This window comes from Ectobacillus antri, from assembly GCF_003852715.1.
In the GTDB taxonomy this organism is placed as follows: domain Bacteria; phylum Bacillota; class Bacilli; order Bacillales; family Bacillaceae_G; genus Ectobacillus; species Ectobacillus antri.
In genome coordinates this window covers 14018-39794 of record NZ_RIAV01000003.1, presented here as the reverse complement: position 1 = coordinate 39794, position 25777 = coordinate 14018, and the positions used below count along the sequence as shown (strand labels likewise).

The 25777-nt window shown below is 40.2% G+C and carries 24 protein-coding genes and 1 other annotated feature; all 24 genes read right to left on the bottom strand.

Annotation, left to right across the window (positions count from 1 at the left end):
- Positions 1 to 234: 234 nt before the first annotated feature.
- The 24 genes from ileS to EEJ45_RS04355 all read right to left on the bottom strand — a co-directional run bounded on the left by ileS (position 235) and on the right by EEJ45_RS04355 (position 25777).
- Positions 235 to 3000, bottom strand: coding sequence for an isoleucine--tRNA ligase (gene ileS, locus EEJ45_RS04470; RefSeq protein ID WP_124563598.1), 2766 nt, complete (start codon positions 2998 to 3000; stop codon positions 235 to 237).
- 51 nt (positions 3001 to 3051) lie between these two features.
- Positions 3052 to 3262 (bottom strand) — a binding site (T-box leader).
- A 51-nt stretch (positions 3263 to 3313) separates the two neighbouring features.
- On the bottom strand, positions 3314 to 3817 hold the full coding sequence (locus tag EEJ45_RS04465) for a DivIVA domain-containing protein (RefSeq protein WP_124563597.1): 504 nt from the start codon (positions 3815 to 3817) through the stop codon (positions 3314 to 3316).
- 81 nt (positions 3818 to 3898) lie between these two features.
- The gene (locus tag EEJ45_RS04460; protein WP_124563596.1) at positions 3899 to 4663 is read right to left on the bottom strand and encodes a YlmH family RNA-binding protein; all 765 of its coding nucleotides are present in this window, start codon (positions 4661 to 4663) and stop codon (positions 3899 to 3901) included.
- A gap of 10 nt (positions 4664 to 4673) precedes the next feature.
- Positions 4674 to 4937: a YggT family protein gene (locus tag EEJ45_RS04455; RefSeq protein WP_124563595.1), complete on the bottom strand. Its 264-nt coding sequence runs from the start codon at positions 4935 to 4937 to the stop codon at positions 4674 to 4676.
- Between the two features lie 6 nt (positions 4938 to 4943).
- Entirely contained in the window at positions 4944 to 5330 is a 387-nt protein-coding gene (locus tag EEJ45_RS04450; protein WP_380018144.1) for a cell division protein SepF, read from the bottom strand.
- Positions 5331 to 5400: 70 nt separating this feature from the next.
- Positions 5401 to 6069 carry a YggS family pyridoxal phosphate-dependent enzyme gene (locus tag EEJ45_RS04445; protein WP_124563593.1) on the bottom strand — a complete coding sequence of 223 codons (669 nt, stop codon included), beginning with the start codon at positions 6067 to 6069 and terminating at the stop codon, positions 5401 to 5403.
- The gene (gene pgeF, locus EEJ45_RS04440; protein WP_124563592.1) at positions 6066 to 6875 is read right to left on the bottom strand and encodes a peptidoglycan editing factor PgeF; all 810 of its coding nucleotides are present in this window, start codon (positions 6873 to 6875) and stop codon (positions 6066 to 6068) included. The genes EEJ45_RS04445 and pgeF overlap by 4 nt, the downstream gene beginning before the upstream one ends.
- A gap of 102 nt (positions 6876 to 6977) precedes the next feature.
- Entirely contained in the window at positions 6978 to 7256 is a 279-nt protein-coding gene (locus EEJ45_RS04435; RefSeq protein WP_124563807.1) for a YlmC/YmxH family sporulation protein, read from the bottom strand.
- Positions 7257 to 7431: 175 nt separating this feature from the next.
- Positions 7432 to 8211 carry an RNA polymerase sporulation sigma factor SigG gene (gene sigG, locus EEJ45_RS04430; protein ID WP_124563591.1) on the bottom strand — a complete coding sequence of 260 codons (780 nt, stop codon included), beginning with the start codon at positions 8209 to 8211 and terminating at the stop codon, positions 7432 to 7434.
- A 74-nt stretch (positions 8212 to 8285) separates the two neighbouring features.
- On the bottom strand, positions 8286 to 9005 hold the full coding sequence (sigE, locus tag EEJ45_RS04425) for an RNA polymerase sporulation sigma factor SigE (RefSeq protein WP_124563590.1): 720 nt from the start codon (positions 9003 to 9005) through the stop codon (positions 8286 to 8288).
- A gap of 41 nt (positions 9006 to 9046) precedes the next feature.
- Positions 9047 to 9952, bottom strand: coding sequence for a sigma-E processing peptidase SpoIIGA (gene spoIIGA, locus EEJ45_RS04420; protein ID WP_124563589.1), 906 nt, complete (start codon positions 9950 to 9952; stop codon positions 9047 to 9049).
- Positions 9953 to 10116: 164 nt separating this feature from the next.
- Positions 10117 to 11244, bottom strand: coding sequence for a cell division protein FtsZ (gene ftsZ, locus EEJ45_RS04415; protein ID WP_124563588.1), 1128 nt, complete (start codon positions 11242 to 11244; stop codon positions 10117 to 10119).
- A gap of 39 nt (positions 11245 to 11283) precedes the next feature.
- Positions 11284 to 12555 carry a cell division protein FtsA gene (gene ftsA, locus EEJ45_RS04410; RefSeq protein ID WP_124563587.1) on the bottom strand — a complete coding sequence of 424 codons (1272 nt, stop codon included), beginning with the start codon at positions 12553 to 12555 and terminating at the stop codon, positions 11284 to 11286.
- Between the two features lie 133 nt (positions 12556 to 12688).
- Positions 12689 to 13033, bottom strand: coding sequence for a small basic family protein (locus EEJ45_RS04405; RefSeq protein ID WP_124563586.1), 345 nt, complete (start codon positions 13031 to 13033; stop codon positions 12689 to 12691).
- A 1-nt stretch (position 13034) separates the two neighbouring features.
- Positions 13035 to 13724, bottom strand: a complete 690-nt coding sequence (locus EEJ45_RS04400; protein WP_124563585.1) for a DUF881 domain-containing protein — start codon at positions 13722 to 13724, stop codon at positions 13035 to 13037.
- A gap of 14 nt (positions 13725 to 13738) precedes the next feature.
- Positions 13739 to 14431 carry a DUF881 domain-containing protein gene (locus tag EEJ45_RS04395; protein WP_245999822.1) on the bottom strand — a complete coding sequence of 231 codons (693 nt, stop codon included), beginning with the start codon at positions 14429 to 14431 and terminating at the stop codon, positions 13739 to 13741.
- Entirely contained in the window at positions 14428 to 15192 is a 765-nt protein-coding gene (locus EEJ45_RS04390) for a cell division protein FtsQ/DivIB (RefSeq protein WP_124563584.1), read from the bottom strand. Before EEJ45_RS04390 ends, EEJ45_RS04395 begins: the two co-directional genes overlap by 4 nt.
- A 100-nt stretch (positions 15193 to 15292) precedes the next feature.
- Complete coding sequence (murB, locus tag EEJ45_RS04385; RefSeq protein WP_124563583.1) at positions 15293 to 16201, bottom strand: UDP-N-acetylmuramate dehydrogenase; 909 nt, start codon at positions 16199 to 16201, stop codon at positions 15293 to 15295.
- Positions 16202 to 16467: 266 nt separating this feature from the next.
- The gene (gene spoVE / locus EEJ45_RS04380; RefSeq protein ID WP_124563582.1) at positions 16468 to 17565 is read right to left on the bottom strand and encodes a stage V sporulation protein E; all 1098 of its coding nucleotides are present in this window, start codon (positions 17563 to 17565) and stop codon (positions 16468 to 16470) included.
- A 25-nt stretch (positions 17566 to 17590) separates the two neighbouring features.
- A complete protein-coding gene (gene murD, locus EEJ45_RS04375) occupies positions 17591 to 18940 on the bottom strand; it encodes a UDP-N-acetylmuramoyl-L-alanine--D-glutamate ligase (protein WP_124563581.1) in 1350 nt (449 codons plus the stop codon).
- Entirely contained in the window at positions 18941 to 19915 is a 975-nt protein-coding gene (gene mraY, locus EEJ45_RS04370; RefSeq protein ID WP_124563580.1) for a phospho-N-acetylmuramoyl-pentapeptide-transferase, read from the bottom strand.
- Positions 19916 to 19931: 16 nt separating this feature from the next.
- Complete coding sequence (locus EEJ45_RS04365; RefSeq protein WP_124563579.1) at positions 19932 to 21404, bottom strand: UDP-N-acetylmuramoyl-L-alanyl-D-glutamate--2,6-diaminopimelate ligase; 1473 nt, start codon at positions 21402 to 21404, stop codon at positions 19932 to 19934.
- A 230-nt stretch (positions 21405 to 21634) separates the two neighbouring features.
- Positions 21635 to 23551 (bottom strand): stage V sporulation protein D, encoded by a 1917-nt coding sequence (locus EEJ45_RS04360; protein WP_124563578.1) that lies wholly within the window; start codon positions 23549 to 23551, stop codon positions 21635 to 21637.
- Between the two features lie 75 nt (positions 23552 to 23626).
- Positions 23627 to 25777, bottom strand: coding sequence for a penicillin-binding protein (locus tag EEJ45_RS04355; RefSeq protein ID WP_124563805.1), 2151 nt, complete (start codon positions 25775 to 25777; stop codon positions 23627 to 23629).

The window sequence follows — 25777 nt, the reverse complement described above, 5'->3', positions numbered from 1 at the left end:
GAAGTTGTAGCTATAGTTTGTCCGAAAAGAATTTCCTTAGCTAACACACTTTTTTCCTGTTTGTAAAAACCTTCTCTGTCACTAAATAAAAGGCTGTGTTAAAGCCTAATATCACTAATTGGCACTTTTTGCACCATTCTTTTTAGCCTTTTCATTCACAATATAGGCAAGAAAAAGTGTCGCATTTTTAAGAATGCGAAGAGGCTATCCTATATCCGGACAGCCTCTTCGTTTTTATTTTACATAATATTCTTTTACAACAGACGCACAACGTGTACATAATGTAGGATGCTCTGCATCTTGACCAACAGTTGGCGAAACAACCCAACAGCGTTCACATGTTTCCCCTTTCGCAGGTTTTACAACAACTGCCGCATGCTCATATGTTTTTGCCTCAGCAGGCGCTTCTTCTTTCACACCTGCTACCACGAATCCAGAGACAATAAAAAGTTGCTTTATATCTTCCGTAATAGAGGATAGCAATTCTTTCATTTCATTTGTTGGATACAACGTCAAGCTTGCATTTAGGGATTTACCAATGATTTTTTCGTTACGCGCTTCTTCCAATGCCTTTAATACATCATCGCGCAGCAGCAAAAACGCATCCCATTTTTGCTTAATTGCATCACTGCCATCTATTTCTACAGGCTCTGGCATATCTGTCAATTGCACACTTGCCTCTGTCACGCCTGGTACATATACCCATACCTCATCAGCTGTGTGAGGCAAAATTGGAGAAACAAGCTTTGTAAGTGCTACAAGCACTTGATATAACACAGTTTGAATTGCACGGCGATCCCGGTTATCTGCTCCCTCGATATATAGAATGTCTTTAGCAAAATCCAAATAAAACGAACTTAAATCAATTGTACAGAAATTGTGAACAGCATGATAGATTGCAGCAAATTCATACGCGTCATACGCTTCTTTTGTTTTGCGAATTAAATCGTTCAACTTCACAAGCATATAGCGATCTACTTCGCGCAGCTCTTGTACTTCCATCATATGAAGGCTCGGATCAAAGCCATCCAAGTTACCCAATAAAAAGCGGAATGTATTACGAATTTTGCGGTATACTTCAGCCACCTGTTTTAAAATATCATCTGAGATACGAACGTCAGACTGATAATCCACAGATGCTACCCACAGACGTAAAATATCACCGCCAAGCTGGTCTAAAATTTTCTTTGGTACAACCACATTACCAAGTGACTTACTCATTTTGCGACCTTCTCCGTCTAACACAAATCCATGACTAAGTACGCCTTTATACGGTGCTTTTCCTGTTATTGCAACCGCTGTTGACAAAGAAGAGTTAAACCAACCACGGTACTGGTCAGATCCTTCCAAATATAAATCAGCAGGACGTTGTAAATCATCGCGCTCTTCCAATACTGCTTGATGAGAAGAACCAGAATCAAACCATACATCCATAATATCCGTTTCTTTACGGAATTGACCATTCGGGCTTGATGGGTGTGTAAAACCTTCTGGAAGAAGATCTTTTGCATCGCGTTCAAACCAAATGTTGGAACCATGCTCACGGAATAATGCCGCTACATGATTGATTGTTTCATCTGTAATGATAGGGTCATTGTTTTCCGCATAAAATACAGGAATTGGAACACCCCATGCACGCTGTCGGGAAATACACCAGTCACCACGGTCACGTACCATGTTGAATAAGCGTGTTTCGCCCCATGCAGGTACCCATTTTGTTTCTTGCACCGCCTCCATTAACTCTTTGCGGAATGAATCAATAGATGCAAACCACTGTGCAGTTGCACGGAAGATAATTGGCTTCTTCGTTCTCCAGTCGTGCGGATATGAATGCGTGATAAAAGTAAGCTTTAATAATGCGCCCACTTCCTCTAATTTTTGCGTAATTGGCTTATTTGCTTCATCGTAGAACAAGCCTTCAAATCCTGGTGCTTCATTTGTTAGATACCCTTTATCATCAACTGGACAAAGTACCTCTAAACCATATTTTTGACCTACTTGGAAATCATCTTCCCCATGTCCAGGTGCTGTATGTACGCAGCCTGTTCCAGCATCTGTTGTAACATGCTCCCCAACCATAACAAGCGAATCACGTCCGTATAGCGGATGCTTCGCTACTACGTGCTCAAGTTCAATACCTTTAACTGTTTTTACAACAGACGTTTGTTCCCAGCCCATTGTTTTTGCAACTTCCTCAAGTAGCGCAGATGCAACAATATATTTGCTGTCATTTGCTTTGACAATGCTGTACTCTAAGTCAGGATGCAAAGAGATACCTAAGTTTGCAGGAATAGTCCAAGGTGTTGTTGTCCAAATGATAAACTTTTCGTCACCTTCTAGTACACCTTTACCATCTTTTACATCGAATGCTACATAAATGGATGGAGATTTTTTGTCTTTGTACTCAATCTCAGCTTCAGCAAGAGCAGATTCACTTGTCGGAGACCAATATACAGGCTTCAAGCCTTTATAGATATAGCCTTTTTTCGCCATATCACCAAATACCTTAATTTGTTGCGCTTCATATTCCGGCTTTAATGTAATATACGGATTGTACCAGTCGCCGCGCACGCCAAGGCGCATAAATTGCTCGCGCTGACGGTCTACTTGCTCATAAGCATATTCTTCACACAGCTTACGAAACTCTGCAATTGTCATTTCTTTGCGCTTTACTCCTTTGTTCGTAAGTGCTTGTTCAATTGGTAACCCGTGCGTGTCCCAACCTGGTACATAAGGAGCACAAAAACCATTCATGGATTTATAGCGAACGATAAAGTCTTTTAGTATTTTATTCAGTGCATGTCCCATGTGAATGTCGCCATTTGCGTACGGTGGTCCGTCGTGCAATACAAATAACGGTCGATCCTTTGTGCGCTCTTGTACTTTCTGATAAATGTCCATCTCTGCCCAATTTGCTTGCATATCCGGCTCACGCTTTGGCAAATTGCCGCGCATCGGAAATTCTGTTTTTGGCATTAATAACGTATCTTTATACTCCATGCATTGTTCCTCCTATCGTTTTGACAAAATAAAAAGACCTTCTCATCCCTAGAAAGGGACGAGAAAGTCTCCCGCGGTACCACCCTAATAGACTGCAAGCAGTCCACTTTGTATTCGTAACGTGAATAAACGCCTTCCGCTTACTGCATTTCAGCGGGGAACTCCAGGGTGATATTCCTTCTTTTTCTTATCTCGAGCTTGCACTATCCTCGATTCGCTTTATAAGGTTAAAAGAAGTACTCGTCCCTATCCTCGTTTTTATCAAAACATATTTGTTATTGAATTATATGTAATTCTGATGAAAACGTCAAGCTTACAATGTCTCCTCTTGTTTTAAAAACGCTGTTTCATCCTCAAGTTCAAGAAGCTTGTCCCAATCATCATTACTCAGCATATCAAGCTGTGCTTCTAACAGCATGCGGAAGCGACTACGAAATACCTTGGACTGCTTTTTTAATTCCTCAATATCAAATGAAACTTTACGAGATTTCATTAATGCTTCATTAATGATACGATCGGCATTTTTTTCTGCTTCTCTTACAATTAACTTCGCTTCTTTTTGTGCATTGCGTTTAACTTCTTCTGCCGCTTCTTGTGCAATTACAATGGATTTATTAAGAGTGGCTTCAATACTAGAGAAATGACCTAACTTTTGTTCAAGTTCCGCCACTTGCTCCTCTAGCGCTTTTTTCTCGCGAAGAGCCAATTCATAATCCTTAATTACTTGATCTAAAAACTCGTTTACTTCATCTTCATCATAGCCGCGAAAACCACGACTAAATTCTTTATTATGAATATCCAATGGTGTCAAAGGCACAGACGCCACCTCCAGTTGTTTGTTTTATATAAGTTACTGTATACTTCGACAAAATCAGCCGTACTCCTGCTTATTCCTTGGTTATTTTAATAAACCGTACATAATTTTCCATTTATCTCGCTTTGATTTGCCATCAATCGATAAAATTTTCGCTCTCCCATGTCCTCTTGCTGACAAAACGTCACCACTAAAGCATTCGTATGATGGTTGTTCTACCACCTTCCAGTTTACTTTTACGAGACCGCCTTTAATTAATAGCTGCGTCTTTTGACGAGATATGTTAAACATTTCAGCAAGAAGAGCATCAACACGTAACGACGAAACGGTGCCGCTTTTTTCTGTCCATTCCTCTGCAGGTAAAATAATGCGCTGCCCTTCCGCAAATGAAACACCAATCTTCGCTTTTCCAACAGATTGCAAATTCATTATAATATAATCTGCAATCTCTTTAGCAACAAATAAATATACTTCATCTTTGCCGATAAAGATATCACCGTACTTTTCCCGCTTCAGTCCAAGTGACATTAGTGCCCCAAGCATTTGACGATGCTCAATGGAGAAAAATTTAGCCGCATATTGGATACGCAACGCCTCTATTTGAAAATCTGCTACGTTTGGCTCGTAATACGGCGGCAATATGAGTGCTCGCCTTCTCTCTGTTCCATCTGCACCGCCGTAAAACCGGACTGCTTTGTCCGGCATTAAGGCGTTGATAATTTGCTGCTCACGCGGATCTAAAAAATCGGTTAATTTCATTTTATAGTACTGCTCTGCATTATTTCTCCATTCTATGACACGATCAACAAATACCGCTTCCTCCGGTCGGAAATGATCATAAATACTCATCTCTTATTCCCTACGAAATCATGTCCAACAATCGTCCAAGGCCTTCTCGAGCAAAACCAAGTACAATGATAGCAACAATAGGAGAGATATCAATTACACCAAGCGGTGGAATAAAGCGACGAAACGGCTCTAGATATGGCTCACAAATACGAGCTAAAAAATGTCCAAACGCTGAATCACGTGCGCCCGGTAGCCAAGAAAGTAAAATGTACACGATTAGTGCGTAGTAATACACTTGAAATATCGTGAGAAGTACAGACGAAAGCAATCCCATCTAACCTTACCACCTTTTTATATTAGAATGTTCTTCATCACCAAGCAGTTCTGATATTGCACCGACAATATCCACATTTTCAGGTGTGCAGATGAATGTTTTAATACCTAGCTTTTGAATATCTCCGCCAATAGCATATACAGTGCCACTTAAGAAATCAACAATGCGAAGTGCTTGGTCTGTGGGCATACGTTGCAAATTAATTACAACAGCGCGTTTGCTTTTTAAATGATCAGCTACACCTTGAGCCTCAGAATATGTACGCGGCTCTAATAACACAACTTTTGCACCACTTTTTCCTTTATCAATACTAATTACATTTTGTTTTTGCAACGTTTTCGTAAACGGAATTTCTTCATCCATTTTTTCTTCCATCTCCATTCCATAATCCATCTGCTGTCTTTCTTCTGGTGTGTCAAAGAAAAAATATTTCACCTTTGACCAACTCATACCTGTCTCCTCCCTACTTCACTAAAATAGTTCCTAAGCGAATAAACGTTGCCCCCTCTTCCACAGCTATGGAAAAATCGTTTGACATCCCCATTGATAGCTCATGGCACGGCGCATGAGGTAACTCTTGAGCTTGCACCTGTAATTGCAATTCTTTTAATTGCCTGAAGCAATGGCGAATTTCACTTGTATTCTCCGTATAAGGCGCCATTGTCATAAGTCCAACCACCTCAATTTTATCGTATATCGCAAGCTGTTTGATAAAATCAAGCGCTTCACTTGGAGAAATCCCTTGCTTAGCTTCTTCGGCCGAAGTCTTTACTTGTACAAAACATCGTATCCTTTTTGTTGCACGCTTTTGAATTTCAGCCGCCAGTGAAAGTCTGTCAAGCGAATGAATATAGTCAACAATGTTAATAATGTCTTTTACCTTACGGGTTTGTAGCGAGCCAATAAAATGCCAAATTGCTCTCGATCCAATTTCTTCATATTTTGCTAGCAAGCCTTCATTTCGATTTTCACCCAGGTGAAGCAAACCAGCGTCTAACACCTCCAGCGCTTTTTCCGTTGTCACGCTTTTCGTTACAGCAATTAATGTCACTTCTTGCGCTTGTCTTCCAATACGAGAGCATGTTTGTTCTAATTCTTGTTTTACATACGCCAGATTCGTTAAAACCGTCAACTGGAAATTCCCTCCCTAAATCCAATAAAGCTCATCATTCTTCCTGTCTTTCCTTGATCGCGTCGATGTGAAAAAAACAATTTCTCCTCACAACTTGTACAATAAGACGAAATGATAATATTTTCTTCAGGTATACCACACTTTAAGCAAAGTAATCTATTAATTGTTTTTAAATCTATTTGGTACTGTCCATTCTCCACTTGCTTTGGCTTATAGGTTACCACTTTTTTCACTGCATCCATTACGCGATTATCTACAACATAGCAGCAATCACCAATGGACGGACCGATGGCAACATGAATGTCAGTCAGTGGAACGCCTTCTTCTTGTGTCCACTTATGAATCATGTTACACGCAATCTCCGTTACAGTTCCCTTCCATCCAGCATGCGCCAAACCAATTAAATGATAAGAAGGAGAGTAAAAATAAAGCGGCACACAATCTGCGTAACAAGACGTCAAAAGAACATCCGGCTCGTTCGTATATATTCCATCTGTACCGGCAATACCGTCTTTGTATTCATATATCCCCTTGCCGCAATCCTGTTTTGTAACCTTTTGCACAACATTTGCATGCGTTTGTTCAGAACAAATCCATGTATGCATCGGAAAGTGCAGTTTGTGTGCAAGAAGACGGCGATTTTCATGCACGTCTTCTTGTCGATCTTCAACATGTAGTCCTAAGTTAAGAGAGGCATATGGAGTAGTGCTAACTCCTTGCTCTCTCGTTGTAAACCCTGCTGTAACGGCTTCCCACTCAGATACATACAAAACACCATCTTTATACTGAAAAGGATCTTGATTCATATTACAGCTCACCTCAAACGTTGTGGTACTTCTTGTCTATTTTACCATACTTTTATTTTTTCATGATGGCAATACAAAAGTTAAAAGAAATTGTAATATTTTTTATGAAAATGTCGTAGTTTGTATTTCTTCCTGTGAAAATTCCGTTTGCTGCACCCGAACTAAGATAACATCTTCCCCAATTTTCACAATTTGCTTCCACGGAACGACAAGTTCTTCCTCTTTCCCAAATAATCCTAGCATACGTCCTTGCTTCATAATGATAACAGCCTGAATCTTTCCAGTCGCAACATCAATATCAATGTCACCTATATGACCTAGCCTTCTCCCATCTGCCACATTTACAACGTCTTTAACTTGAAACTCTGAAATACGAATCATCATATCGACTCCTTTTTATAGGTCTCAATAACGCAGGTAATACAGAACACAAAAGAAAGCAACCATTTTAATAAACATATTAAAAATAAATTTGTCACGCTACATCCATATCATATTATATGTCTTGTATTCATGCCCTATGAAATAAGAAAACCTTACCGAGAGGGTAAGGTTTTCATCCTTGAATCGTTTTATTCATTTGCTTGATTGCAGACTTTTCCAGCCTCGAAACCTGCGCCTGAGAAATTCCAATCTCCTCAGCCACTTCCATCTGTGTTTTACCTTGAAAGAATCGCTTGCGAATAATCATCTTTTCTCGATCATTCAGTCGCTTCATTCCTTCTTTCAACGCTAATTCTTCCACCCACTGCTCATCTCGCTGTCTATCGTCACTTAATTGATCCATAACAAAAATAGGGTCGCCGCCATCATTGTAAATGGGTTCAAACAATGATACTGGATCTTGAATTGCATCGAGAGCAAAGACAATCTCTTCATGGGTTACACCGAGTACCTTGGCAATATCAGCTGCTGTCGGTTCTTTTGAATGTTCAGCAATTAATTTCTCTCTTACTTGCAACGCCTTGTATGCAATGTCTCGCAAAGAGCGAGATACACGAATTGGGTTGTTATCCCGTAAATATCTGCGAATCTCTCCAATAATCATCGGTACAGCATATGTTGAAAATTTAACATTTTGGCTTAGATCAAAATTATCAATGGATTTCATTAATCCGATGCATCCGACCTGAAACAAATCATCAACAAATTCCCCTCTATTGTTGAATCGTTGAATAACGCTTAAAACAAGCCTTAGGTTTCCATTTACAAGTTTTTCTCTCGCGCTTGTTTCACCGGATTGCATTTCTTGAAACAGTTTTCGCATTTCATCGTTTTTCAGTACTGGAAGTTTTGATGTGTCTACACCACAAATTTCTACCTTGTTTCGTGTCAATGTCTTCCCTCCTACTGGGAGTTGCTGTACAGTGTAAAGTATCTCCTGTGGAGGGAATTTTATGCACAAACTTGTCACACCATCTTATTAAACTCTTTACGAAGGCGCTTAATAATGCGTTTCTCAAGTCTAGAAATATAGGACTGTGATATCCCTAGCATATCGGCAACATCCTTCTGTGTTTTTTCTTCATTGCCGTCAAGTCCAAAGCGTAACTCCATAATTTGCTTTTCACGATCATTAAGCTGATGAAGCGCCTTAACTAGCAAATGTCGATTTACATTTGCCTCTAAATCTTTTGTAATAATGTCTTCTTCTGTTCCAAGGACATCGGATAACAATAACTCATTGCCGTCCCAATCAATATTGAGCGGTTCATCAAACGATACCTCAGAACGATTCTTATTATTACGGCGCAAATGCATTAAAATTTCATTTTCAATACACCTAGAGGCGTATGTAGCCAATTTAATCTTTTTCTCTGGATTAAACGTATTAACAGCCTTAATTAAACCAATCGTTCCAATGCTAATTAGATCTTCAATGTTAATACCCGTGTTTTCAAACTTACGAGCAATATACACCACTAAGCGTAAATTACGCTCAATTAATAAAGCACGAGCTGTTTCATCACCATTAGGAAGCTTGTTTAATAGCATTTCCTCTTCTTCCTTCGTAAGGGGCGGTGGCAATGCTTCACTTCCTCCGATATAATAAATTTCATCGGTCTTAATTCCTAGTTTTCTTAATACTTTATACAATAGATATGTAAAATACAGCTTCAGTTTTCCCATTCTTTCTCCTCCTTCGTCATCACGTATCTCATAAAACCCGTTTAAGCCGTAGTGGATAACAACATTTTAGGATGAACAATGCATGTATACTCTTCATCTGAAGATAATGTTGTATGACTAAGTCCAATTAGCACGTGATGAACTGCAATCTCTCTTTGCTCAGCATACAAGCGCACACAGTCAGGCTTTACGGCTAATAAAAATTGGTGATTTTGCCCAATTGCTCGGTAGGGAATGATTCGGATACGGTTCAGCCAACTTTCATCATAATGCCTCGTCTCCGTGAACAACGTTGCATGTTTTGCTTGCTCTTTTAACCAATCGGGAAATAAATCCCCCATTTTTTGTACTTCAACAATCATTACTGGTGTTTTGGTTAGAGGATCATACAATTGATTGCCACTATCAATTAATCCACTGCAGACAACACGTTCATTACCAATCTCAATTTCAACCTGAATGATTTGGTCGTATCTAATCTTGGTCATCTCCATCTCTTCCAATCTGGCTTTTGAAAAGTAATACATAATCGGAAAACCAACCACAACAAATAACCAGCTTACAGGGTCACCAAAAGATGACGTTTGAATGGATGTAATGTCTCGCAAAGCTGATGTTTGCACAAAAAAGTGCATTCCCAACAACCCGCCTCCTACCATAAATGTAGCAAAATAAAACATCAATAACGTTTGGAAAAAAGTTCGAATACGTGTAAAACCAAAGGTGACATAAATAATACATATGGAGTATAAAAGCTTGGTAAATGGATGTGTCATCATAGTAGCAAATGGAGTAAAAGCAAAAATCACAATAGTAGAAGCCAACAGTGCTCCGCAAAGCAGACGCCTTTTTTTCACCTTGCGCTTTAGAATAATAGATGTAAGAAACAATAGAAGAAAATCAATACATACGTTTAATACCCAGATAATATCCGCGTATATAATCAAACGTTCACCTCTTTTCGGTGTCGGTTGAAACTAGTATAAAACACAAGCCATAGGAAAGTCTGTCAATTTGTGTTATAAGTTTTTTGTTATTTTGCTATTTTGAAGGAGATTATGTCAGAAAGGTAGAAAAAGAAAAAAACGAGCCCTAATGGACCCGTTTTTCTTTATCTTCTGCGACGATTGCGCAAGAAAGCCGGAATATCAATATCTTCTACTTGTGGATTACGATCTACTACAGGCTCCTCACGTTTTACCTCGCGTGGTTTGGGTTGTGGTACAGCTTGTGCTGTAGCTGCAACCGTTGGTCTTACAAGCGGTTTTGGAGGTTGTACCGTCACACTGTCATCAAATCCAGTTGCAATTACGGTAACAACAATCTCATCTTTTAAGCTCTCATTAATAACAGAACCAAAGATCATGTTCACTTCTAAATCAGATGCAGACGCGACAATGTCCGCAGCTTCTTGCACTTCGTACAAGCTTAAGTTAGCACCACCGGTAATATTCATTAATACACCTTGTGCCCCGTCAATAGATGTTTCTAATAGCGGGCTGGATATTGCACGTTTTGCAGCCTCAGCAGCACGATTTTCTCCAGTTCCAATACCAATTCCCATTAAAGCAGAACCGCGATTAGACATGATTGTTTTTACGTCCGCAAAATCAAGGTTGATAAGTCCTGGTACTGCAATTAAGTCAGAAATGCCTTGTACACCTTGGCGCAGTACATTATCAGCTTCACGGAAAGCTTCTAACATAGGTGTATTTTTATCTACAATTTCAAGCAATCTGTCATTTGGAATTACGATTAAAGTATCCACATTTTCTTTAAATGCTGTAATACCTGATTGCGCCTGATTAGCACGCTTACGCCCTTCGAATGTGAACGGACGTGTTACAACACCTACAGTCAAAGCACCAAGCTCTTTTGCGATTTGTGCAATAACAGGAGCCGCTCCTGTACCTGTGCCTCCGCCCATACCGGCTGTTACAAATACCATATCAGCTCCGCGCAAAGCTTCTTGAATTTGCTCTCTGCTTTCTTCAGCTGCTTTTTTTCCTACCTCTGGATTTGCACCGGCACCAAGACCTCGTGTAAGCTTTCCACCAATTTGCATTTTAATTTCTGCTTTAGATAAATTCAGAGCTTGTGCGTCCGTATTCACTGCAATAAAATCAACACCTTGCACACCGTGCTCAATCATTCGATTTACAGCGTTGTTGCCGCCACCGCCTACACCTATTACTTTGATGTTAGCTAATTGGTCATGAGTAATATCAAAATCTAACATAATTAAAATCCCCCTAGAACCTCATTTTTCATTCAATCTTTAATCCCACAGATAGCGGAAGACTTTCTTAACCTTAGAAACCATCCGTTCTTCTTCGCGAGGTTTTGGCTTAGCCTTGGGTTGCGGAACAGGAACCGGTGAACGTCTTTCAAAAGCCTCTGGAATCTCCTGTACTTTTCCGCGTAGCTTTGCTTTTTGATGTGCGCTTCTAATTAAACCGACACCTGTTGTATACTGTGGTTCACGTACTCCAATATGATCAGGAGTTGCAACACGAACATTGTTTTCAAGAACCTCTTGCGCCAAATCAACAATTCCTGGCAAAGAAGCAACACCGCCTGTGATAATGTAGCCGTTCGACAAGTGCTTGATACCTAGACGATATAGCTCTTGTCTCACTAATAGTAATATTTCTTCAAGACGTGCCTCAATAATATCAGCTAATTCCACCTGTGAATGCTGTTCACGCTGCTCGTGCATACCAATCACAGTAAACACTTCTTCTTCAGAAGCTGTATCGTAATAAGCATGTCCATGTTTTAACTTAATTTGCTCTGCATTTTCAGTAGACGTTTTTAAAACAATTGCGATATCTTTTGTAATATGGTCGCCACCTATAGGCACCACGCTGGCTGCTGTTAGTTCTCCTTCTTGAAACACAGCAAATGTCGTTGAGCCACCGCCGATATCAATGAGCGCTGCTCCCATACTTTTATCATCCTTAGAAAGGGCAAGGTTTGCAGCAGCTAAAGGCTGCAAACAAATATCAGAAATCTCTAATCCAGCTCTTTCTACACAGCGAAGTAAATTATGTAGCATTGTTTTTGTACCCGTTACCAAAGTGCCCTGCATCTCAAGGCGTACTCCAATCATACCACGCGGATCATTAATTTCTTCTAAACCGTCCACAATAAATTGTTTTGGAATGACATCTACGATTTCACGCTCTGGTGCAATGGAAACAACTTGTGCAGCTTCAAGTACACGTTGTACATCTTCATTTCCAATCTCCCGATTTTCGCTCGATACAGCGACAACTCCGTGACAAGAATGCAGTTGAACTTGATTGGCGCCTACTCCCACTACAACGCGCTCAATCGGTATGCCTACCATGCGCTCAGCTTGCTCAATTGCTTTTTTAATAGACTGTACAGTTTCATCTATGTCAACGATGGAGCCTTTTTTCAAACCGTTTGATTTTACATTTCCAACGCCTATAATGTTTAAGGTATCATTGACCATCTCACCAATGATAACTTTAACATGGGACGTACCGATGTCAAGACTAACATACATTTCATTGCTGTTCATACTGTGGCACCTCCTTCTTATTTATAACATACGAACACATCTATTGAACAACAATTATCGCTTTCTATTTATAAGAAAAATATTCAACGTTGCCATACATTTCCCTTTTTTTGCAACAATATTTTTCTTATATTTACTTAGTTCCCATCCATTTCGCTAAAGCTAACCTGCGAATTACAGCGATGTTTTGGAACAATCTCACTCCAAAAGCGAAGATTGCCGCTAAATATAAGTCTACACCAAGATGTACTCCCAGAAAAGCTAAACTTGCAGCCAAGATTATATTAAAAAAGAATCCTGAAATGAAAACCCCTTCATCATACATATTTTGCAAGTGTGCCCGTATCCCGCCAAAAAGAGTATCCAACGCCGCTAAGAGAGCAATGGATAAATAACTAGCATATTGCTCAGGAATGATGATGTCAGAACTAAGTCCCAACGCGGCACCGATAATAAGAGCAATTAGTGGCAGCCACATCCTACTTCTCCTCACTTTCTGCTTTCATAAAATTTGTTCGAATCGTATGATCATATTTTTTCACCGTTACTTCCGGAGGTTTTGACATAATCATTTCAATATTATCAATTGCAAAATGGTCGAATGAAGATGAGACCTTCATTCTGTCATATAACCTTTGTCCGTTTTCAGAAATTACACGAATTTCAAATGGTAAGGACGGAAGTGGGGTGTTATTTACTGACACCCTACCGTTTACATCTCGCACAGCACTCGTAACAACAAGGCGCTCATTCGCAACTTGTATTGCACTTGCCCCGTATGTATTTAGTTCATTGATTAATCTTTGTAGCAACTGCGGCGAAACTACGGCAGACTCTTCTGTAAAAAGGGGTCTGAGCTCTAACACAATACCTTCTCCTGTTATATCTGTTAAACCAGCTTGCTCTCGTAAATCAGCTAAAGTCTGTTGCAACGCTTGCTCTTTACTACCAGCAATCTTTGTTTCGTAAGCAGATAATCTCTCTTCCTGCCGGCGTACTTCCTTTAAAAGTTCTACTTGTAACTCTTGCTCAGTTTTTAGGCTCTCTTTGAGCTGCCATTCACTTCTTGTGTCTTGTTTATCCGGTTGTTGGATGGCCTTATACTGAACAGCTAACATAAGCCCTACGATAAAAGCGATGAGTGTAAAGCTACCAACTTTTCTATTCATTCTTTTCACCAACCCTATTTTTCATAATATCGTTCAAAGGTAAGGTCAGATTTGGTTTGTAGTTTTACTGAAATATTATCGCGTAGCAATCTATCTATTACGCCACCTTTTATATTAAGGGCTTTTGATAATACATCACTATTTCCCAGTGCTGTAATGATAAAAGGAGCCGGGTGTTCAGTCCCATTCACATTTACTACAGGACCAATACAGGTAACAAATGAATGTGCTGTCAACCGCTGACCATTAATGGCTATTGCATTTGCCCCTGATGCATACAATTCATTCAATACCATTTGAATATGGCCATCATGGACAAGGTAGTTATTCACATTTTTATCACCGGGTATTTTTGTAGCGTCTGCTAAGATAAGTTCTATCCCGGCTCCTTTCACTTTTACTCTCCCTAAGTACATGCGTAATTCTTCCACTTCTTTTACCGCATCAGAGAATTGTTTCTGTTGGTCTCCTAGCTTTTGCTCCTCAGCTCGAACTTTTTTCTGTAGATTCACCACTTTTTTTTCAAGCGTTGCGTTCGCTTTTTCTTGCCTAATTAAACTCGAACGAAGTTCATATTCACGATCCCATTGCTTATCGCGTTGTTTCTGTGGTTCTCTCTTAGCGGTAAGAGAGTAAGAATAAGCAATCATAAAACCAAGAACAAGACATACAAGCGACAGCAAGGCATAATAGCCTTTTATTTTCACGGCGTTGCTCCTCCTTCATTTATATACTCGATATAAGCCGCTACATCTAAATGAATGCGGGCTTTCGAGCCAGATTTGACTTGTTTCAAAATCAGCGGGTATGCCTCCATGCGCTTTGCAAAGTCTTGTATCGTCGCACTGACCTCATAGCCTTCATTCATATATAGCGTAACATGCAAGGCATCTGCCCCTTTAGGGGTATATTTAATTTCTGATATTGACCGAAACACACTATCAGATAATAACTTCAGTTCTTCTGATAACTGAACTAATTTTTCTTTTTCTGAAAAGTCTACAAGAAGAGGAGCAGCCACAGGTAATTTTTTATTTTTTACAGCAGGCATAGTTTGTCCGTTTTCCAAAAGGGGAATAGGTCCCTTTTCCGTTTGTAAAAAACCAATTGTTTTATATTCTGTAATATGAATATCAATTTTATTAGGTAAAATTTTGCTTACAACAACATGCTTTACTTCTGCTTTCTCCTTCAACTTCTTTTCCACCTGTTCCGGTACTACTCGAAAATAGCTGGATTGTAGGGTTATCCCTGCCGTCTTTAATACCTGTTGTTTCGTCATATAGTGGTTTCCTTTGACTGTTATACTACCTATGTTGCTAAAAGGGGAGCGAAAGTAAATCAAAAATAGCACCAGCAGAAACAAAATTGATATGTATAAAATCAGTCGGCGATTGCTTTTTTTGCGTTTTTGAAGCTTAAGCTTCGGAACGCGGTCTTCTAATTGAATTATTTTCCCATTTTCCATACTGGGTCCTCCCCTAACCGATGTACATAAAGAACGGCATGTGGGTACATGCCGTTCTTTTCTTTTTATTATATTATATCATATCTTTACCCATATGAACCTATTGTCTTCCAATGATTTCAACTTCTGTATGCATTTCTACATTAAACTTTTCTTTAATCTCGCGCTGAATGAATGCAATTAAATCCAACACATCCTGCGCTGTTGCATTTCCTGTATTCACAATAAAATTGCCGTGCATAGGAGAAATCTGCGCTCCCCCAATTTTATATCCCTTTAATCCTGCTTTTTCCACTAAATTGCCCGCATAGTTCGGAAGAGGATTACGGAAAATGCTTCCTGCACATGGATAATTCCACGGCTGTGTGTCGCGACGATAATCTTTGTTTTGTTGAATGCGCGCAAACACTTCATCACGATTTCCTTCCTGTAGCTGCAACTCTGCTTTCAGCACAATGCCAGGACGCTTCTTTTGAAGGACAGATGTACGATAAGAGAACTCCAATTCCTTATTATTTAACCATTCTACATCTCCATTTTCAAACATAACCAGTGCACGTGTCACAATCTCAGACATATCCGATTTGTGGGCCCCTGCGTTCATATATACAGCCCCTCCGACACTACCGGGAATACCGCCAGCAAACTCTAAACCAGCCAACCCTTGACGGCTTAGTAGAGTAGCCAATTTAATAAGGGGATACCCCCCCTCTACGCTTACCTTCGTCCCCTCTACTTCTAGATGATCCAAACCTTCTCCTAGTTTAATAACAACACCCTCAATTCCTTTATCAGACACAAGGAGGTTAGAACCACGGCCAATTGCTGTCCATTTTGTACCGTGCTGTTTTACAAGCTCTAATGTATTTAGTACACCTTCTGTACTATTAGGAATAACCATAATGTCCGCAGGTCCGCCAATCTTCATTGTTGTATGACGCGCCAAAGGCTCATTTACTAATATCTTCCCGACATTTCTTTCATGCAATTCCTTTACCAATTGTTCCATGTTGCTCTCCCCCATATGAGTTCTTCAATATACTATGCATGATATTCACCTAGTGTTTATACGACAACAAGATGCTCATCTTGTAAAAGTTGATTTATTTATAACAGATATTATTGTCAATGCAATTAAGATACTTTGTTTAGGCTTCACTGTCAATGTTGTTACCTAGATGAAGAGATAGCTACTTTAACTCATGATTGACATTAGACTTTACAATGACTACAAATGTAGCTCTATTAAGAAGAGCCCTGCTTTGCAAGCAGGGCTTAATAACGAGAATGTCTGCTTATATTTAAAAGCACACCTACACCCATGAGCATTAATGTCAAGCTCGAACCGCCATAGCTTAAAAACGGCAAAGTAATACCTGTTACCGGCATCAGTCCAGTAACAACACCAATATTAATCATAACTTGTATAGCAATCATAGCTACAATGCCAACTGCTAAAAATGTTCCGTACAGGTCCGGGGCTCCTAAAGCAACGCGAATCCCTCTCCATAATAACAAGCTGAACAGCAACAATAAAAACGAACCTCCTATAAATCCAAGCTCTTCTGCTAAAATAGCAAAAATAAAGTCCGTTTGCGGTTCAGGTAAATAATAAAATTTTTGCCTGCTTTGTCCAAGACCAAGACCGAACAAACCACCAGGCCCAATTGCGTATAACGATTGAATGATTTGAAATCCGCTTCCAAGCGGGTCAGACCATGGGTCTAAATAAGATGTAATTCGCTTCATGCGATAAGGAGCTGAAGCGATCAACGCTACAAACCCACCCACCCCTATCATACCGAGTACAGCAAAATGCATCATTCTGGCGCCGGCTACAAAAATCATCACAACACAAGTTCCAACCATAACAGTTCCCGTTCCTAAATCCGGTTGCAACATAATCATTCCAAATGCAATAAACACAATTCCTAAAGATGGCCCCAATCCGCGCTTAAACGTGGTAATCACCTTTTGCCGTTCAGATAAAAATTTTGCCAAAAAGATAATCATAGCAAACTTCATAAACTCTGATGGCTGAATTGAGAACGCACCTACACCGATCCAGCTCCGTGCACCGCCACGTACCATCCCTACCCCAGGGATTAATACAAGCACTAAGAGAGCAAAACAAATAAGCAAAATGGTTTTCGCATGTTGCCTCCAAAACCAATAATCAATCCGCATAATAAACCCCATTGCAACAATTCCAACGCCAGCAAAAAGCAACTGACGTTTCACAAAGAAAAAGGAATCGTGAAACTTATACGTCGCCCATACGGCACTGGCACTGTATACCATAATCATACCTACCGTCAACAAAAGCAATGTCGCCACCACAATAATGAAATCCGGGGCTTTTTTCGTTGGCAATACACAACACCTCACAACCGCTCATTTATACTAGCTTATGCACGGCTTGTATGAACATGTCTCCTCTGTCTTCAAAAGTCTTAAATTGATCCCAACTCGCGCATGCAGGCGACAACAGAACAACATCTCCTTCTTCTGATAGCCTATATGCCTCCTGTACAGCTTGTTCGAGATTATTGACGACTTTAACCGCTTTTATACCGGCAGTATATGCTGCTTTAGCTAATTTCTCAGCCGTTTGCCCGAATAGCACCATCGCTTTGGTATGTTGTAAATATGGAACGAGTTCGTCAAACTCATTGCCTCGATCTAATCCACCAGCTAGCAAAACAACAGGCTGTACAAAAGCAGATAAAGCCTTTTGTGTGGCCAATATGTTCGTAGCTTTCGAATCATTATAAAATTTACGATTGTTCACAGTCGCTACATACTGCAAGCGATGCTTTACACCGGTAAAGGTTTTTAATACTTGCTGAATGGCTGGGTTACTTACACCGGCAAGCTTCGCTGCACTTACTGCAGCTAAAATATTTTCTAAATTATGCTCACCTGGAAGTGCAATGTCTTGAATAAACATGATAGGCTCACCACGGAAGATGAGTTGACCATCTTGTATGCAAGCGCCATCGGGCAACGATTGCTTAGTTGAAAAATATATTTTTTTCCCTTTGGTAGAAGCTGCAAGCTTCATTACTTCTGGGTCCTCAGCATTAATTACACTATAATCTGTTTCATTTTGATTTTTGAAAATATTTGCTTTTGCTCGTCCATACTCTTCTTTTGTCCCATGATAATCTAAATGGGCTTCAAATAAATTTAAAAACAAAGCAATTTTCGGACGAAAAACTCGAGTTCCCATCAATTGAAATGAAGATAATTCAATGACTACATGCTCATCAGGTTTTGCTTCTTGCGTAACCTCGCAAGCGACTGTACCGATATTACCGGCAATAATTGGTTTTTTCTGTCCTTCTCTCAGCATTTCAAAAATAAGTGTAGTAGTTGTTGTTTTTCCATTAGAACCTGTAATAGCGATAAAAGGTGCTTCTGAAATTTCATAAGCTAATTCTACTTCTGTAATAATTGGAATATCCTTTTGTAATGCTGCTTGCAGCAAGACGTTTGTATAAGGAATACCCGGATTTTTTACAATTAAATCTGTTCCGTCAAGCAATGAAAGAGGATGATGACCACACACTACCTCCATGCCTAAACGATTTAACTCCTGTGCCATTGGATTTTCTTCAAACGGCTTATAATCATTGACTGTTACATGAGCGCCCAGCTTATGTAACAGCGTTGCTGCCGCATATCCGCTTTTTGCTATCCCTAATACCAATACGTTTTTCCCATTATACCCACTAATCTTTTTCAATTACATCCACACCTCAATATAGATTCCTAACATTGCAAATAATAAACCGACAAACCAAAATGTAACAACCACTCGCCATTCAGACCAGCCGCTCAATTCATAATGGTGATGAAGCGGACTCATTTTAAATACACGCTTGCCTGTTGTTTTAAACGAAATAACTTGTATGATAACCGAAAGTGTTTCTAGTGCAAATACACCACCAATAATAGCCAAAAGAAGCTCAAGCTTCGTTAAAATGGCAACAGCAGCAATCGCACCTCCAAGAGCCAAAGACCCTGTATCTCCCATAAACACTTTTGCAGGATGCGCATTAAACACAAGAAATCCAAGAACGGCACCTACTACAGCCATACAAAAGATAGCTACTTCATAATGCCCCAGATAATACGCCAACATCGCAAATGCTCCAAAGGCAATTGCAGATGTACCAGCTAGCAATCCATCTAGTCCATCCGTCAGATTTACTGCATTGGATGAACCGACAAGCAGAAATAATATGAAAATAAAATAGCCCCAGCTTAATTCTATGCTGATATCGGTGCCTGGTATTCGCAAATCAGTGGCAAATCCGTACATCTTATAAAATAGGAAAAATACAATAGCAATCGCGATTTGCCCGACAAGCTTTTGTTTAGAAGTTAACCCTAGATTACGTTTCATTACAACTTTGATAAAGTCATCTAAAAATCCGATTAAGCCATATCCAAATGTAACAAATAATAACAAATATGTTTCTGTGTTTAACTTACCAAATTTGGCAACCATTAATATAGTTGTAATCATGAGTGATAAAAAGATAACGATGCCACCCATTGTTGGTGTGCCAGTCTTTTTTTGATGGGATTTCGGTCCTTCTTCGCGGATGCTTTGTCCAAACTTCAAACGACGTAGAAACGGAATGAAAATGGGCGATAAAGCAACCGCGATTAAAAACGCTAAACCGATTGTAATAAACAGGCCTTGCTCAAGCATATAAAATCTCCTTCCACTAGTTGCTCATACCTGAGCATTTCTCAATTGCCTCGCGCGCAACAGCACGGTCATCAAAGTGAAATACTTCTGTTCCAATAATTTGATACGTCTCATGCCCTTTACCAGCGATTAGGATTACATCTCCGGCACTTGCAGATTTTACTGCATGTTCAATTGCTTGGCGACGATCTACAATAACTTCATAATTTTTTGTATCATTTATACCCGTAGTCATTTCATCTAAAATAGCTTGTGGATCTTCACTGCGCGGGTTATCAGAAGTAAAAACAGCACAGTCCGCGTATTCTACAGCAATTTGTGCCATGAGTGGTCGCTTAGTACGATCTCGGTCTCCCCCGCACCCAACCACGCAATAGATTTTCCCCGTTGCAATCTCTGCAACAGTACGAAGAGCATTTTCAAGGCTGTCAGGTGTATGCGAATAATCCACAACAACTGCATACGACTGTCCTGCATCTACAATCTCGAAACGCCCTGATACACCACTTATCGCTTCAATTGCACGCACAATTGTTGCAAGTGGAACTCCCGAAGCAAGAGTCGCGCCTACAGCAGCAAGAACATTATATACATTGAACATGCCGATTAACTTCATCGTAACAAACATAGACTCACGAGGCGTAACTAGTAAAAACTTCGTGCCGCTACTAGTCATCTCAATGTGTTTTGCCATAATATCACTTTCAGCATTAATACCGTATGTAAGGATAGTAGCTTGCGTTGCGACTTTATAGTCTGCCGAAGCTGGATCATCTTCATTTAAAACAGCGTATTTGGGATGACGATAGCTATTGCCAAGCTGTGCAAATAACAAGCCCTTGGCATGCTTATAGGCATCCATTGTTTTATGATAATCTAAGTGATCTTGTGTTAAGTTGGTAAATACCGCTACATCATATTCACAGCCATGCACACGGCCTAGATGAAGAGCATGCGATGAAACTTCCATAACAGCATGATCAATACCCTTCTTCACCATATATCCAAACGTTTTTTGTAACGTAAGGGCATCGGGGGTAGTATTCTTGACCTCTATCACTTCATCCTCAACCTTCATATGAATCGTGCCGATAAGCCCCGTTTTACGTCCATGCTCTCGTAAAATACTATCGATAATATGAGATGTGGTTGTTTTCCCGTTTGTTCCCGTAATGCCGATTAGATGCAAATGCTGTGTTGGATGTCCATAAAACATATCTGCTAGTGCTGCTAGTGCTCGCGTAGAATCTTTCACAAGAATAACCGGAACAGCAACTGCTACCGGTCGTTCCGCCACAATAGCAGCCGCCCCCTTGACGACTGCTTGCTGTGCGTAATCATGGCCATCTACAGTAAAGCCGCTAATACAAACAAATAAACTGTTCTCCTTTACTTGTCTGGAGTCCATTTCAATGGATGTTATTTCTGGGTTTTCCGCAGGTAATGCGGGAAAATCATGCAAGCATGCTAAAAGTGTATGCAACTCCATTGTATAATATCCTTTCTGTTCTTGAACTGTATTACATGCATCTCTATGCGAAAGTAAGACGCGTGCTTTGTTATATCTTTTACAACTGTAATGTTCACACTATATAAATGCAATCTGCTTCAACATAACAGGAAAATAAAGCATAAGAATCGCTCGTTCTTCTCTGCCATCCGACAAGAAAGTTTATTTGTCTGATTGCACTTATATAGTTTATCATAAAACATATATCATTAATCTCCTAAGTAGATGCGAATCTTAGAACCTTGTTTTACTTTTACCCCCGGCTTAGGAGATTGATCAATGATTTTTTCTCCGCTACCACTTGCTTCAAGCTTAAGATCAACTAACTGTTCTTGCAATTCTTCTGTTTTCATTCCTACCAAGTCCGGTACTTCAATTGTTGGGGTATCCAACCAAGTAAGTTCCTTCTCAATACCACCTTTTCGCTGTTCTACACCAAGAGTCGGCAAGATATCACGCAGCATATTCCCAACGATAGGAGCAGCTACGACACCACCGAATTGGAGGGTTCCTTTTGGATTGTCGACTGCCACATACACAACAACCTGTGGGTCATCAGCAGGTGCAAAGCCAATGAAAGACACGATATAGTTTCCTTCCATATAGCGTCCATCCTTTACCTTCTGCGCCGTTCCAGTCTTCCCTCCAACCCTATATCCATCGATATACGCACCTTTACCTGAACCCTTTGCAACAACGTTCTCTAATGCTTCTCGAACCTGCTTTGATGTTTCCTCGGAAATAACCTTGCGCTTTGCTACAGGGGTTTTTCGATTGATGATTTGCTTTGTTTTCGGGTCGATAAATTCCTTTGCGATATATGGCTGATATAGAGTGCCGCCATTTACAGCTGCTGCAACAGCAGCTACTTGCTGAATGGGCGTTACAGAAACACCTTGTCCGAAAGCTGTTGTTGCCTGCTCGACAGGTCCGACTCGCTTTAAGTTGAATAAAATCCCCTTACCTTCTCCTTGTAAGTCAATACCCGTTTTTTGTCCGAAACCAAAATCATGAATATACTTAAAAAGTTTTTCTTTCCCAAGCAAATCTCCCATTTTTACAAAGCCAGGGTTACATGAATTTTGTACCACTTCCAAAAAGGTTTGATGACCATGACCACTTCGTTTCCAGCAGCGTAATGTAGCACCGCCTACCTCTGCAGCACCATCGTCATTAAAGGTATCTTTATGAAGATTAATTAAGTTTTCATTTACCGCTGCAGCCAAGGTAATAATTTTAAAAGTCGAGCCAGGCTCGTATGTACTCCAAACCGGCAAGTTACGATTGTATACCTCAGGGGCAACATTTTTATAGTTTGCAGGATCAAAGTTTGGTCTGCTGGACATTCCTAAAATCTCACCTGTATTTGGATTCATGGCAATGGCAATCATGCCATCCGGATTATAGGTAGCCTGTGCTACATCCAATTCCCGCTCCATAATGGTCTGTACACGTGAGTCAATTGTTAGTCTTAAATCTAAACCACTTTGCGGTGCCTGATAATCATCACCAACATTTGGCATGCGTTTACCTTTGGCATCTGCATAAAAACGAACATACCCTTTATCACCGGTTAACTCTTTATTATAAGACAATTCAAGTCCCAGCAATCCTTGATTATCAATTCCAGAAAACCCAAGTACATGCGATAAATAAGTACCGAATGGATAATGTCGAACAGAATCTTCTGCAATATATACACCCTTTAAACCGAGCGCCCGAATTTCTTTTGCTTTTTCATGTGAAATTTTACGTCCTTCCGGTTTTAACCACTCTACAGATGCCTTAGCTGTGACGTGCTTATAAACAGGTTCTTTCGGCACCTCAAGAACAGCAGCCAGCTTTTCTGCCGTTTCAGCAGGATTTTGAATTTGTCTTGGCACGACCAAGATAGATGGCGCACTTTTATTTGTAGCAAGCTCTACATCGTTTCGATCCAAAATTTTACCTCGTTCCGGCTGAAAGGGAATATTGCGGCTCCAAGAATCCTTCGCTCGGTCCGTCAAGAAATTTCCAAGTGCGAACTGCACATAGCCAAGGCGAATATCTATGATTGTAAAGATGAGCAGCCCAAAAACCAATACAAAAATCAATCGTTTGCGAACAGTTACATTTGACACGCGCATATATCAGAACCTCCTTATCGCTCGTTCCAATATATGCTTGTACCTTTTTGATTAGAACACGGTAAGCGGATAACGTCAAGTCCCTGCTGGTGGTACTTCCTCACTCGCTTGAGGTTCAATAGGAGGCACAAGTTTAACCTCCAATATCGCGCCATTTTGAACAACGGTTCCTTCAGCAATACTTTGCTCTGTAACATAGCCGCTTCCACTCACCTTTACTTGTATACCTAATAAATCAGCTAAACTCATCACATCGCGTATCGACCAGCCACCCACATTTGGCATCTTGTTCTCAGTACCTAATAAGAATACCTTGTCTCCTTTTAATACATCGCGACCTGCAGAAGATTGAGAAACAACTTTATCCTTGCCTAGAACAATGGGACGAAGCCCTTCTTTTTCAAGTAATAATTTTGCCGCTGCCATCGCTTGTCCTTGCACATCAGGTACCCGTACATTTTCACGCTTAGCTAATTGCTTTACATCTTTCACCTGTGATGGCTTAATTTGTAGATACTGCAAGCTGTTTTTCGTTACAGATTTAAAAATGTCCGAAAGCGGTGTGGCACCAAATTCCGTATCTTTCAACTTCGGTTGTTTAATGGCCACGTAAACTAGTAGCTCAGGCTTTTCAACAGGAGCCATTCCAAGGAAAGAGAAGATATAATTTTCACGTCCCGACATGTATTTTCCGTCTTTTCCGGGTATTTGGGCCGTACCAGTCTTTCCCGCAACCGAATAACCGTCTATTTTATACAATGTCCCTGTTCCTTTTGGTGAAGTAACAACTGTTTCAAGTAGTTGTCGCACCTTAAGTGCGCTTTCAGCTGTAATCGGTTGCCCTACTTCTTCCGGCGTTGTTTGACGAAGAACCTTATTTGTGCCAGGCTCCACAATTTTGTCAATAACATATGGCTTCATCATTTTCCCATTGTTTGCAATCGCAGTAGCTGCTTGAATCTGCTGAATTGGAGTAACCGTTGATCCTTGTCCGAATGCTGTAGTAATCTTTTGGATATCCTTATCAAATAAAATCGTGTTTTTGCCTTCGCCTGGTAAATCAATACCCGTTTTCTCATACAAATGAAATTTATGCAAATATTGATTGTACTTATCAAAGCCGAGACTGTTTTGTGCTAAAATAGCAAATGCAACGTTGGAAGAGCGCTGCACACCTTCGTCAAAGGTAATACTTCCCCAACCATAACCGCCATTATGGTCTCTAATTGGGATTTTCCCAACATAATAGCGCCCCGATTGATAGAAAGCTTGTCCGTTATATACACCCTCATTAATAGCAGCTGCCAGTGTGAAAATCTTCATTGTAGAACCTGGTTCGTATGCATATGAAACTGGGTCATTTAAAAAATAGGAGATATTGCGCTTATTTGGGTCATAACTCGGTTTACTAGACATCGCTAGAATTTTGCCAGTTTTAGGGTCTGCCACAATTCCTAACAGCATGCTTGGTTCATATTGCTTAGCAGCCTTGTTCATCGCTTCTTCGAGAAAGCTTTGGATGCGCTGGTCTAACGTTAAATACACGTCATTTCCGTTTTTGGCAGGTACAACATGTTCTTTTCCATATGCCAACCCTCTCGAATCCCCTTTATAAGCAACTTTACCGTTTTCAGCTTGCAATTCCTTATCCAAGGATCGTTCAAGTCCAAATTGGCCTTTTAGTTTTTTGTTCTCTTCTGCTTTCGCATATCCAATAACGTATGAAGCAAAATCACCGTTTGGATACACGCGTGTTTTTCCCTCAGTAAACCGTAAGCCCTGTAGCTTCATATTTTCAATTTGCTCTTTTTGTTCAGCCGTCAAATTGTTCGCAGCTGCCCCAAATTCTACTTGATATAAGGGTTTATTTAAGTAATTGAGGATCTCCTCTTTGCGTAGTGGAAGAACAGTAGCTAGCTTTTCCGCCGTTTTCTCTTTATTCTTAATGGGCTCATCACCTTTTAACATTGCAATTAGCTTATAGGATGATGCATCTTGTGCAAGCACCTCACCGTGCTGATCATAAATTTTTCCGCGCACCCCTGTAATTGAGCCTTCCTGGTTATGTTTAGCCGCGGCTAACGCTTCTAATGACTCCCCATATGCCTCTTTACCAATTTGAATATACAAAAACCGAACGACCAATATAAAAAAGAGCAGGCAAAAAAATGCGGCTAAGCATCCTGCTCCTCTATTCATATGGAATTTTCTTGCCTGCGTATTCAT

Bases quoted from the DNA above. Each gene is read 5' to 3' on its own strand.
- EEJ45_RS04460 (WP_124563596.1), bottom strand. From the start codon at position 4,663: ATGAGTATTTATGATCATTTCCGACCGGAGGAAGCGGTATTTGTTGAT.
- ileS (WP_124563598.1), bottom strand. From the start codon at position 3,000: ATGGAGTATAAAGATACGTTATTAATGCCAAAAACAGAATTTCCGATG.
- EEJ45_RS04450 (WP_380018144.1), bottom strand. From the start codon at position 5,330: ATGGATTATGGAATGGAGATGGAAGAAAAAATGGATGAAGAAATTCCG.
- murB (WP_124563583.1), bottom strand. From the start codon at position 16,201: ATGGAACAATTGGTAAAGGAATTGCATGAAAGAAATGTCGGGAAGATA.
- pgeF (WP_124563592.1), bottom strand. From the start codon at position 6,875: ATGAATCAAGATCCTTTTCAGTATAAAGATGGTGTTTTGTATGTATCT.
- EEJ45_RS04400 (WP_124563585.1), bottom strand. From the start codon at position 13,724: ATGAATAGAAAAGTTGGTAGCTTTACACTCATCGCTTTTATCGTAGGG.
- EEJ45_RS04455 (WP_124563595.1), bottom strand. From the start codon at position 4,937: ATGGGATTGCTTTCGTCTGTACTTCTCACGATATTTCAAGTGTATTAC.
- mraY (WP_124563580.1), bottom strand. From the start codon at position 19,915: ATGCTTGAGCAAGGCCTGTTTATTACAATCGGTTTAGCGTTTTTAATC.
- EEJ45_RS04405 (WP_124563586.1), bottom strand. From the start codon at position 13,033: ATGTGGCTGCCACTAATTGCTCTTATTATCGGTGCCGCGTTGGGACTT.
- EEJ45_RS04365 (WP_124563579.1), bottom strand. From the start codon at position 21,404: ATGGAGTTGCATACACTTTTAGCATGCTTGCATGATTTTCCCGCATTA.
- sigE (WP_124563590.1), bottom strand. From the start codon at position 9,005: ATGGGAAAACTGAAGCTGTATTTTACATATCTATTGTATAAAGTATTA.
- EEJ45_RS04435 (WP_124563807.1), bottom strand. From the start codon at position 7,256: ATGATTCGTATTTCAGAGTTTCAAGTTAAAGACGTTGTAAATGTGGCA.
- EEJ45_RS04390 (WP_124563584.1), bottom strand. From the start codon at position 15,192: ATGGAAAATGGGAAAATAATTCAATTAGAAGACCGCGTTCCGAAGCTT.
- ftsA (WP_124563587.1), bottom strand. From the start codon at position 12,555: ATGAACAGCAATGAAATGTATGTTAGTCTTGACATCGGTACGTCCCAT.
- ftsZ (WP_124563588.1), bottom strand. From the start codon at position 11,244: ATGTTAGATTTTGATATTACTCATGACCAATTAGCTAACATCAAAGTA.
- EEJ45_RS04360 (WP_124563578.1), bottom strand. From the start codon at position 23,551: ATGCGCGTGTCAAATGTAACTGTTCGCAAACGATTGATTTTTGTATTG.
- EEJ45_RS04355 (WP_124563805.1), bottom strand. From the start codon at position 25,777: ATGAATACGCAGGCAAGAAAATTCCATATGAATAGAGGAGCAGGATGC.